Here is an 11409-nt window from a genome sequence, read left to right as displayed (position 1 = left end):
TGGAGTTTACCAGATGGATAGTAAATCGGTGTTGTAATATAAAAATTCTTTTCAGACATAATTTTTCCTTTCCAGGCAAATGAAACCTGTTTTTCTAACACTTCATTATATCACATTTTTACTGATTTTCGATAGGGAAATCCATACAAAAACAAGATAGACAAGTGTCCATCTTGTTGATCTTATTCATAACGAAGGGCTTCGATTGGATCAAGTTTCGATGCCTTATTGGCTGGCAAGACCCCAAAAATCATACCAACACTAGCCGAAACTGCAAGACTAAATAGGGCAACTGGAATTGATACTCCTACTTCTATACCCGCAATCAAACCTTGTAAAAGTATACCAGCTATAGCGGTTAATCCTGTCGCAATTGTCAAACCAATGACTCCGCCTAGCAAGGTCAAAATCATGGATTCAATCAAAAACTGAATTAAAATATTAGCACGTGTTGCACCCAAAGCCTTACGGAGACCAATCTCACGCGTACGCTCCGTCACCGAAACCAGCATAATGTTCATAACACCAGTCCCTCCAACAAAGAGAGAAATTCCTGCGATGGCACTAATAATCGTAGTTATAAATCCAAAAAGTTGTTGTACTTCTTGGAAGGCTGCAGTCGCATCTGCCACCTGATACTCTCCTTGTTGAAGACTAGCAATTTCAGTCATTTTTCTAGCTAATTCTGGTCCTACAGTTGGTGTCAAACTGGTATCATTAACTCGGAAAACAATATCAGAAATTTCATCCATATTGAAGTTATTGGCAAGAGAAATATTAGTCGTAATGGGAAGTCCACCAATACCAAATGTCTTGACAGCCTTGGCCTCATCGCTAGTATAAACACCAATAACACGATAGCTAAAGCCACCAACATCTATAATCTTGTTAACAGCTTCTTGAGCGGATCCGAACAGACTGTTAGCAAGTTCCTGGTCTAGCAAAATGACACTGGCCACATCTTTATAATCCTGAGCTATAAGACTACGACCTGCAACAATTTCATTTTCAACCGCCTTCATGTAAGTAATATTTCCACCTGTCAAGCTAGCGCGCTCAACCTTTTTATCTTTATAAGACAGGGTCGTATTTGTCGAGTTGGTTACATAGTAACTATCTACACCCTTAAGTTTGGCCGCCTCCTTAACCCAAGCTTCTTGCGGTTTTGGCGGTTCAACATGGACTTCCTCTTCTTTACCAGAGACTGTCAAAGCTGATTGCTTTTGGGTAAAAGAACCATCTTTGCTTTTGATAGGCGAGAAAAAGACATGGATATTCTTCTGTGACTTGGTCATATTTTTATTAATCTGACGAGACATGGAATCTCCCAGAGCCATAATCACAACAACAGATGAAACACCAATGATAATTCCAATCATAGTGAGAAAAGAGCGCATCTTGTGAGCCATGATAGATGAAAAGGCAAATTTCAGATTCTGCATCTTAGTTTTCCTCCTTTTCTAATCGAGCACTATCAGATGAAATAACTCCATCTCGAATGACAATCTGGCGTTTAGCATAAGCAGCGATTTCAGGCTCATGCGTTACCATGATAATGGTTTTTCCTTCTTTGTTCAAGTCAACCAAAAGTTGCATAATTTGGTTCCCTGTTTTGGTATCCAAGGCTCCTGTCGGTTCGTCAGCTAGGATGATAGAAGGATTATTTACCAAGGCACGCGCAATAGCTACACGTTGCTTTTGACCACCAGATAATTCTGAAGGCAAATGGTGACTGCGTTCTGTCAATTCAACCTTATCTAAATATTCCTCGGCCAACTTACGGCGTTTTGAAGCCGAAACTCCTGCATAAATCAAGGGCAATTCTACATTTTGCAGAGCATTGAGTTTAGATAGAAGAAAGAACTGCTGAAAGACAAATCCGATTTGTTGGTTGCGAACCTTGGCTAATTGTTTTTCACCCAGACCAGCTACTTCTTTGCCATCTAGAAAATACTGACCACTTGTAGGAGTATCCAACATCCCAATGGTGTTCATGAGGGTTGACTTACCTGAACCGGATGGTCCCATGATGGCAACAAATTCACCCTCATTCACTTCTAGGTTGATATTTTTGAGAACCTGCAGTTCTTGGTCACCGTTACGGTAGCTTCTGCAGATATTTTTTAGACTAATTAGTTTCTTCATCAGCCTTCACCTCTTTTCCTTCCTCTAGAGAAGACGTTGGGTTACTGATGACCTTGACTCCATTTGTCAGACCTGAAGTGATTTCTTGGTTGTCTGCATCAGCATTGCCCAAACCAACTTCCACTTTCTTAGCCTTTTTCTGCTCGTCAAGCACCCAGACATAGTTCTTATCATTTTCAGTCACAATACTTGTTAGAGGAACCAAAATGGCTTTAGTCTTGTTCTTGACCTCAACACTTACTGAGAATCCTTGTTTCAAATCACCGATTTCACTTGTAACATCGATGGTATATGGATATTTAGAACCAGAATTACCACCTGCTGAGGCAGTAGCTGCACTTGCTGCTTCACCATTGTTTTTAGGGTAGTCAGAAATGTAGCTAATCTTACCAGTCCAGCTCTTATCTTGGTAAACTTTAGAAGTAAAGGTTACTTCTTGACCGACAGATAAGTTAGCAAGGTTATATTCAGATAGTTCACCCTTAACTTGCAAGTTTTCATTACTTACTACATGCACTACCACTTGGCTAGCTCCTGTTGGAGATTTTGAAACATTGCGGTTGACTTCGACCACAGTTCCCTCTAGTGTACTGAGAACCGTCATGGCATCCAACTGACTTTGAGCCTTGCTTAATTGCGCTGCTGCATCTGCACGCGCATCACGAGCATCACCTAGTTGCGCATCAATAGATGACACTGCATTTCCTGAGACTGGAGCTGGAGTTTGCTCTGCAGCTCCTTCGCCTCCTGCTGGCGTTGGCAACTGTGAAGCCGGAGCTGAAGCAGCTTCATTTCGTGCTTGATTGAGCTCATTGATATGACGATCTGCCTTAGCTACTGCTCGGCTAGCTGAATCATAGGCCGCCTGGGCTTCTGAACTACTGTACTTGACTAAAGCCTGCCCTTCGCTGACCTTATCACCCACAGAAACAAGGATTTCATCTAAATCTCCCTTACTAGCATCAAAATAAACATATTGTTCATTTTTTGCTGTTACTGTCCCTGACAATAAAACAGAGGATGCCACGCTTCCTTCCTTGGCAACAACAAGATGAGTAGGCTCATCTTTTACCGCGGTCTGAGATGGTTGTCTAAAGAGCAAAATCCCCCCAGCACCTAATACAACTACACTGGCAGCACCGATTGCTGCATACAATTGCCACTTTTTAGCTTTACGATTCTTCTTCATAATGAAACTCCTTTTTGATTTAAAGTCCTTAACAATATTATATAAAAATTAGCAAATATAAACAATAACAGTTCAGAACGAAATAATGACATTTCAGGATTTGATTATTGTTCGGAATCTATTTTTATTGCCATTGTACTAGTTATATAATACACTTTATTTTTCCTTTTTGCAAGCCTTTTCTTTAATTTTTTTGAACGTAGCAGATTTTTGCAATCAGATAAAAAAAAAGATAGAATATGACTATCAAAAAATGACACTCTACTATTTAAAAGAGTATAAAGGAGTTTTCAATGAGAGAATATGATATCATTGCTATCGGTGGAGGTAGTGGAGGAATTGCTACCATGAACCGTGCTGGTGAACACGGAGCCAAAGCGGCCGTTATTGAGGAAAAGAAATTAGGTGGAACCTGTGTCAACGTCGGTTGTGTTCCTAAAAAAATCATGTGGTACGGGGCGCAAATCGCTGAGACTTTCCATCAATTTGGAGAAGACTACGGCTTTAAGACTACTGATCTTAACTTTGACTTTGCAACCCTACGTCGTAATCGTGAAGCCTATATCGATCGCGCTCGTTCTTCTTATGATGGCAGTTTTAAACGCAACGGTGTAGACTTGATTGAAGGTCACGCTGAATTTGTAGATTCTCATACTGTCAGCGTAAATGGTGAACTGATTCGTGCTAAACATATCGTGATTGCGACTGGTGCCCATCCAAGTATTCCAAATATTCCTGGTGCTGAACTAGGTGGCTCTTCTGATGATGTATTTGCCTGGGAAGAATTGCCAGAGTCAGTTGCTATTCTAGGCGCGGGTTATATTGCCGTTGAATTGGCTGGCGTACTCCACACCTTTGGTGTCAAGACAGATCTCTTTGTTCGTCGCGACCGTCCTTTACGTGGTTTTGATTCTTACATCGTTGAAGGTCTGGTAAAGGAAATGGAAAGAACAAACTTGCCACTTCATACTCACAAAGTCCCTGTCAAGTTAGAAAAAACTGCTGAAGGCATTACCATTCATTTCGAAGATGGTACTAGTCACACAGCTAGCCAAGTTATCTGGGCTACTGGTCGCCGTCCAAACGTTAAAGACTTGCAACTTGAAAAAGCTGGAGTAACTCTGAACGAACGTGGCTTTATCCAAGTGGATGAATACCAAAATACTGTTGTTGAGGGAATCTACGCTTTAGGTGATGTAACAGGCGAAAAAGAACTAACTCCAGTTGCTATCAAGGCTGGACGTACTTTGTCTGAACGTCTCTTTAACGGCAAAACAACTGCAAAAATGGATTACTCAACTATTCCAACTGTTGTCTTTTCACACCCTGCTATCGGAACGGTTGGTTTGACAGAAGAGCAAGCTATTAAAGAATACGGTCAAGACCAAATCAAGGTTTACAAATCAAGCTTTACGTCTATGTACTCTGCTTGCACTGACAACCGTCAAGAAACACGTTTCAAATTGATCACAGCAGGTTCAGAAGAAAAAGTTGTCGGACTTCATGGAATTGGCTATGGTGTTGATGAAATGATTCAAGGATTTGCTGTTGCTATCAAAATGGGAGCAACCAAGGCAGACTTTGATGCAACTGTGGCGATTCACCCAACTGCATCTGAAGAATTTGTAACTATGCGTTAATCGAAATAAAAGAAGCTGATACAAAGTTGCCTTCACTTAGGTATTGTAAGAAAAAACAGTTTTTGAGTGACGTCTTCAAGCGGTTACATAAGAAAACGACCATACAAGAGTAGGAATGCTCCCGTGTGGTCGTTTTCTTATGCTCAAGTACCAAAATGGTAGGTGAGTTATTTGAATGTTTCAATAAACATTGTGATCACTATCTCAGCAATTTCTTCAGCAAATTCATCTGTATAATCGTTTTTTCTTATCTTACAATATAATTAACTACTTTTCTCAAACATTCTAAACTATTCTCTGTGGATACATTTTCTCCGCTACCAGGTGCTGTAAGATTAAGAATACCCCACATTGAGTTTTGATTTAAATATTCTAATAAAGCATTTTCATATGTGCCACAGGCCGAAGAAAATCTGCTACCGGGTTCAGTCCATCTCCATCCGCCAATTACGTGATAAACAAAACTGTCAATTACAATTCCTGAGAGATGATAACTACTAAAATAATTATCCCTTACGAATCTAAGATGCTTACAAGTATCTAGTAATAGACCATTGCTACTAGAATTTTTTGTTTTCATCGCTTCCTGTTCAGCCTTTGGATTTGTTGAGCGCCAATTTCCACCCATATTAGTGTCGGGATACTTATACGTACCATCCCAATTTCCGTACCAGTCCGTCTTTTTAAATGCTGGTAGAATTTCAAATTTCATTCCATCACTAAAGTTTATTTTTACGACTTGTCCATCTGCACGTATTTCGCTGCGAGGGTACGATGTCATAATTGCTTGACTAACCGCTTGTAATAAACGTGATTGCCCATTACCTTTTATTACATCATATTTTAGATACACACTCTCAGGTAAAACAACCAAAATATCTATATCACTTGTGTCAATTGCACTTCCTCGCCCTATGAACCAACGTAAAAGCTATTTTGCGTATCACTTGAGATATTCCAAAATTCTCTATTAACGGCAGATGTAACTGTATGATAACGTCTTGAAATTGTAGAACGAATATCTTGTTCTATTACTTCTCCTCTTTTTTTTACATAATCACTCATTTTTCTTGCCTCCTATGCAAAGAACTAGGAAGATTACAGTTTATTTCTTCATCAGTGAATTGATTATCATGTTCTATATTCAGTGCTATTCGTGCCTTTTCTACCGCTTTATCAGTAGTTCGTGGCGCTTCTGCATATAGAGCATCTAATTTTTCTACAATCTCCTGATACTTATCTGTCAACTCATTCACTGTCTTTTGTTTAAGGTGAATTAACATTAATAACAATTTTAAATCATCTCTGATTGTCAATAATTTTTGAGCTGAATTATTATGAGCTGAAATCAATGTTTGAAAATCAAAAGACTTAAAAAAAAGCACTAATAAAAGCAGATATAAATGAGATAAAAGCAGATAATACTTTTAACCACATATGGTCGGTAAATATTAAAGAAACAATGCCTACCGATGTTAAAGAAGCGGTTACTATTTTAATAGTTTCCATACATTTATATTGCGAAAAATATATATCCGCTTGTTTTTCTTGTATTTTATGCGACCATACAACACTTCCAAAAGTATTTCTTACAGAATCTTCTAAAATTGCATATTCGTTATCCATGTATCAAATCCCCTTTCTTATTGCGAAACTCATCAAGCATTTTCTGTAATATTTTAGAATTCATATATTCTTCTTTAATTACATCCATATTATAACCTTCGATTTCTTCGAAATATGGTAACCATATGTTGTCCATGTAGCATTGTTTGTTTTTCCAATTGAGTTTTAGGAATTTTTTGAAGTTTTCTTTTTCACAATCAGTTTCAAATACTAGAATGCATTCCATAAACCTATCATGAGCAATTGTCTCATTGTCACCATCTGGATGATAGTAAAATTCATTGACAATATATTCAATAGAATTTTTAATATATTACTTAAACGCAACATCTCAATGATGATATTGTGTTAATGAAACGCCATCTGTTCTTGGTGAAGGTGTAAAATAGCGTCCTCCATCAAGAGATAGTCCTTCTTAATGAAGCAAGCATTGTTTGATGATAATATAGATTGATATCATACCATCTAGGACGAATATCGGTTTGATTAAATAAGTAGTATTGAAATCTATTTTTGCTATCATCCATTACTGTTTCTATTGTGAATTCAGGTGAAAACCTGTAATACATTTTTTCTTCATAACTACTCGGAGAAGAATCCCACCAATCAGGACGTTTCAGATATATCGTCATTCTTTCCAATGGTGGTGAAAATAAGCCAAAACATTTTTTCCACAGCATTTCAATATGTTATAAATCCACAGATTTGTTCTTCGGCGTATTAGAATCCATTACTCGTGTATAGATGTTATTAGGCATTACAGATTGAAATTTTTCAGTTAAGTAAAATTGCGTTACATCACTGTTATGTACAACAATTACATCTATTTCAATTTCGTCAAAGCCAAGACTTTCGACACTAACAATCGGTCTGACACCACCGGCAAAATGCTTTTCTCATATAAAATTGACCAATTGTTGTGTATTCCTTCTGTTTAGATCAGTTTTTACCGAGGAAAATGAATAATCATTTTCCTCATCAACACCAATAATAAATATAAGCATTTCTATTAGATAGATTATTTGCCATACACATAATATCATGAAGTAAATCTGCTTTTTATCTTTTGCATACCATTCTCGCTTAAAATCCCAATAGGAGTCTTCTTGTTTAAGTAAAATTAATTCTTTGATTTCTTCTATATTCATAAACTTCCTCCAATCCTATCAAATTTGTCTTTATTAAGATAACCGGGTGTGTTTATTTATAATAATTTATTTTATATTTATGGATTCCTTCTGTTTGCTAAGAATCTCAACAGCCTTATTGCATCATTTAACACAGCATTTGCGTTTGTACCATATAGAATATCTGCCCATATCAAATCAATATTTCTAATAACTGGATTATTCAAATCCAAAAATTGAATATTTGGCAATTCTGCATTTACTCTTGCTATTTCTGCCGTTGTCAGAGCAGATACAATTGGCACGTGTGTAGTCTGAACATCCTGTAGTTCCAATTTCCTTAATCCCGCATGGTCTTTTGACTGAACCTCACATTCCAACTGATAAAAGATAGTTGACATATACGAACCAATAATATTTGCTTCATTAGCAGTTCCATAAGTGAATACTACAAAATTTGTAGAAATATGCATAGGAACACGGGTAACATGTACACGTCCAGTTCTTCTTAACTTTGTTGGAACTAACACGGAATTTGCTTGAAATACCACTCTAGCATAACGTTCGGCAATCTTTTTTATATCTTCAGGTGATTTAGTTATATTTCTACTTTGTCCTTCCGCCACTCTTTGCAACGGAATATAATCATTAATTACATTTGTGGCTATATTAGCAGTCATAGCCGTAAAATCAATAAATTTAGAATCTCCAGAACTCAACTCAAATACATTATGCTGAGCATTTCTCATTCCTGCAGATAAAGGAACCATTCCTAAATATCTATTATACAGAGCATCAAACGAGTCAAAAAACACCAAGTCTGATACACCACTTCCGCCAACATTTCCTCTTCTTGAATCATTTGTAGTATTAACAATGGATGTCATTTTAGGATTAAGCAGAATATTATGTGACATAAAATCCATAGATTCTGTCATCTCACTACATACAAATCTCCAACCATCATCAACAGCTATATCAAGCTCATTAAAACTAAAACTTCTAGCTTCAATTCCCGGAATAATTGTAGAATAATTTGTCTGATTAATTATTCCTGTATAATTTTCCAATGCATGTAAATCCAAGTCAGCCACCTTATCATTACTTGAATATACGTTGATTCTTGTTGTAGGTTGTTTTACTTTTCCCACAAATATACATGTTTCTTCAATTACCGCATCAAATAAATCTTCTGCAGGATAATTAAAAATTGTATGTAATCCAAACAAATGAAGTAGCATTCTTCGAAATGATACTGCCTCATCACCACGTTCTTTCAAATGTGCCTTCGGGAAGATACAAACAACTGTCGTTCCTGGATTGACCATCCAACAAACAGTTTCTAGAAATACTGCTCCCAGATTCATTTGTCCCACAAGAGTAACTGCATCAGATCCTTTGCGGTTTCTGATTGTATTATAAAAAGCAGTCTTTCTGTTTACACAATTTATTCCTGCAACGAATGGTGGATTCAAAAGTACCACATCAACGTCATTAAAATATAGAGCAGGCAAGTTATTAATATCTTCAGTTGAAACTTCAGGAGCGTTTGTATGATTAATACTTGTAGGAAAATTCAATCCTAAACGTAAAGACAATAACTCAATTAATTTCTTGTTTATATCATTTGCCTTTAGTGCAGAGGCATTAACATTAAACACATTGATTGCAGAACAAATTAAGTTTCCACTACCAGCAGCAGGATCACAAATCTTACGACCAGGTTGCAAATTCCCATTCGACATCTTGGCTAAAGTAGCAGCCAATAATGCAAGTTCTGAATCAGTTGCCACTTCTCCATCATGATGCTTATTTTCTGAAAGTTTACTATGTAATGCATCCGCAACTGCATCTCCTGAAATATTAGCATTACCATAAGTATATATATCAGATAAAATCGAAGTTGCAACCGAATGGCGTGGTAAAAATCTTGTAGCATCATATTGAAAGATACCATCAAAATCTACACGATTAGCTTCTATACATATTTGCTGAACATCATCATGAAATGTTCTTACATCATATCTAATATCAGTTCTTCGTACAGCCGAAAAAGCACCTCTTATGTACTCATACATTAATATTGCCATACTACTTTTCCACATTCTGTCATTACTTAATGTGCTATCCATATAAGATATAAACTGCTCTAAGGTTGTAGAGTAAGTATATGTATCTGAAATAAAATTAGAAATAAGTCTCTCGAACGCTGTAGTCAGTTTACTTTCTATTACACTATCATTATCTGTTGTAAAATCACATATATGCTCCAAACCTGGTTGAAGCATTTGCTGATAAACTCTTGGTTTAGATGCATCATATCTAAATGAAATAAGTGCTTCTAAATTAGTAATAATGTAAAATGGCTTTTCATTTTGTGCAGTATTCATCTGAACATATGACTGTGCTTGAAACTGATATCTTGTACTTTGCACATCACTAGGGGTTCTCTTTACCTCCACAACACACAAGTATTTTCCAGTTTTTTTATTTTCAATAACAAAGTCCATTTCTAAAGAACCAGTGTATCTATGATGAATAACCTGATACATTCTGGACTGACCCAAATTAGTTATTGCATTATTAAGAGCCTTCTCGCAAATCGGATGAAATACTCTAACTTCTGAATCTGAATATCTTACCATCATAACCCCTCTTTCATATACTCTTTCAATTTTCTTGCTAATACTCCACCAAGCATTGGAGGAACAGCATTTCCCACAATTAAGTTTCTACCTTGTTTACTTGTTGATACAATTTCAAATGAGTCCGGAAATGATTGCAATCTTAATGCTTCTCTGACACTTATCAATCGGTCATCCGAGTAATGAATATTACATCCCACATTTGGTCTATTAAAGTAAGTATTAATCGTATATGATGGCTTTTCCGGAAGAAGTCTTCCATAACATGTAGTATGTCCTCCGTCCCTTTGAAGCCTTCTAATTCTTTCAGAATTCACATCAGATGGAATATCCATATAGTTTCCGCCCGGCTTAACATGAGAAATGATATATTTATCTAATTTGCTTAATCGTGAAACAAAGTGTTCTGTCACGTCAAACTTATTACCCGCACGCATTATTTCTTGATAGTCATTCTTTGGCCCACAAGTATATTTTGCTCTTCCATTCTCATCCTGAATAGCTTTAGGTAAGTCTCCAAGAGCCTCTTCTACGCTAACATACTTCTTTAAACCTTCTCCGCTCTCACAGTGTGTAACTTGAGGAAACTCAAATGTATCTTCGCCTTTTAGTCCAACAATTATTACTCTTTTTCGTCTTTGTGGAACACCATAGTCTGCAGCATTTAAAACCTTCGCATTAACATTATATCCAATATTTCTAAATGCCTGTTTTAGTAATTCAAATATTGATTCCTTCTGTGAGTTTTTCGCAGAAAGTAATCCCGTTACATTTTCAAAAACAAATGCTTTTGGTTTGACATGCTTAATAATTTCAATATAACGCCAAACTAGCCGCCCCCGTTCATCTTCAACATTTCTATTTCCTGCCAACGAAAATGATTGACAAGGTGGTCCTCCTATTACAACATCAGCCCTTGGAATAGAATTTAAATCAATTTTATTAATATCTTCACAAATAATTTCATCGTGTAAATTGTGTTTATAGGTTGCTACAGCATTTTGGTTATTATCAATAGCCCATATAACTTCATAACC

General features: G+C 36.6%; 12 protein-coding genes. 1 reads left to right on the top strand and 11 read right to left on the bottom strand.

All coding sequences use genetic code 11. The features are described 5' to 3' along the window. Positions 1 to 182: 182 nt before the first annotated feature. The 3 genes from PAN06_RS10535 to PAN06_RS10525 are packed head-to-tail and all read right to left on the bottom strand — an operon-like array spanning position 183 to position 3337. A complete protein-coding gene (locus tag PAN06_RS10535; protein WP_261065462.1) occupies positions 183 to 1442 on the bottom strand; it encodes an ABC transporter permease in 1260 nt (419 codons plus the stop codon). Between the two features lies 1 nt (position 1443). Then, on the bottom strand, positions 1444 to 2145 hold the full coding sequence (locus PAN06_RS10530) for an ABC transporter ATP-binding protein (protein WP_269796268.1): 702 nt from the start codon (positions 2143 to 2145) through the stop codon (positions 1444 to 1446). Continuing rightward, on the bottom strand, positions 2129 to 3337 hold the full coding sequence (locus PAN06_RS10525; RefSeq protein ID WP_269796269.1) for an efflux RND transporter periplasmic adaptor subunit: 1209 nt from the start codon (positions 3335 to 3337) through the stop codon (positions 2129 to 2131). The genes PAN06_RS10530 and PAN06_RS10525 overlap by 17 nt, the downstream gene beginning before the upstream one ends. 290 nt (positions 3338 to 3627) lie before the next feature. Here PAN06_RS10525 and gor point away from each other — a divergent pair, with 290 nt between their 5' ends. Next, positions 3628 to 4974, top strand: coding sequence for a glutathione-disulfide reductase (gor, locus tag PAN06_RS10520; RefSeq protein ID WP_269796267.1), 1347 nt, complete (start codon positions 3628 to 3630; stop codon positions 4972 to 4974). A 247-nt stretch (positions 4975 to 5221) separates the two neighbouring features. Here the strand turns inward: gor and PAN06_RS10515 are convergent, their stop codons facing one another. From PAN06_RS10515 to PAN06_RS10480, 8 genes are all read right to left on the bottom strand, one after another. Continuing rightward, positions 5222 to 5848 (bottom strand): nucleotidyltransferase, encoded by a 627-nt coding sequence (locus PAN06_RS10515; RefSeq protein ID WP_269796266.1) that lies wholly within the window; start codon positions 5846 to 5848, stop codon positions 5222 to 5224. Between the two features lie 38 nt (positions 5849 to 5886). Further along, the gene (locus PAN06_RS10510; protein WP_269796265.1) at positions 5887 to 6039 is read right to left on the bottom strand and encodes a hypothetical protein; all 153 of its coding nucleotides are present in this window, start codon (positions 6037 to 6039) and stop codon (positions 5887 to 5889) included. Further along, on the bottom strand, positions 6036 to 6359 hold the full coding sequence (locus PAN06_RS10505; RefSeq protein ID WP_269796264.1) for an SLATT domain-containing protein: 324 nt from the start codon (positions 6357 to 6359) through the stop codon (positions 6036 to 6038). Before PAN06_RS10505 ends, PAN06_RS10510 begins: the two co-directional genes overlap by 4 nt. Beyond that, positions 6346 to 6600, bottom strand: a complete 255-nt coding sequence (locus tag PAN06_RS10500; protein ID WP_269796263.1) for an SLATT domain-containing protein — start codon at positions 6598 to 6600, stop codon at positions 6346 to 6348. Before PAN06_RS10500 ends, PAN06_RS10505 begins: the two co-directional genes overlap by 14 nt. Then, positions 6593 to 6826, bottom strand: a complete 234-nt coding sequence (locus PAN06_RS10495) for a hypothetical protein (protein WP_269796262.1) — start codon at positions 6824 to 6826, stop codon at positions 6593 to 6595. Before PAN06_RS10495 ends, PAN06_RS10500 begins: the two co-directional genes overlap by 8 nt. A 670-nt stretch (positions 6827 to 7496) precedes the next feature. Then, positions 7497 to 7748 carry a hypothetical protein gene (locus PAN06_RS10490; protein WP_269796261.1) on the bottom strand — a complete coding sequence of 84 codons (252 nt, stop codon included), beginning with the start codon at positions 7746 to 7748 and terminating at the stop codon, positions 7497 to 7499. A gap of 77 nt (positions 7749 to 7825) precedes the next feature. After that, the gene (locus PAN06_RS10485; RefSeq protein ID WP_269796260.1) at positions 7826 to 10375 is read right to left on the bottom strand and encodes a BpuSI family type II restriction endonuclease; all 2550 of its coding nucleotides are present in this window, start codon (positions 10373 to 10375) and stop codon (positions 7826 to 7828) included. Beyond that, positions 10372 to 11409 (bottom strand): DNA cytosine methyltransferase (locus PAN06_RS10480; RefSeq protein ID WP_269796259.1); only part of this gene is annotated, 1038 nt, incomplete at its 5' end. The genes PAN06_RS10485 and PAN06_RS10480, both read right to left, overlap by 4 nt.

The organism is Streptococcus sp. SM3, from assembly GCF_027497875.1.
This window is presented reverse-complemented; position numbering and strand designations above follow the sequence as displayed.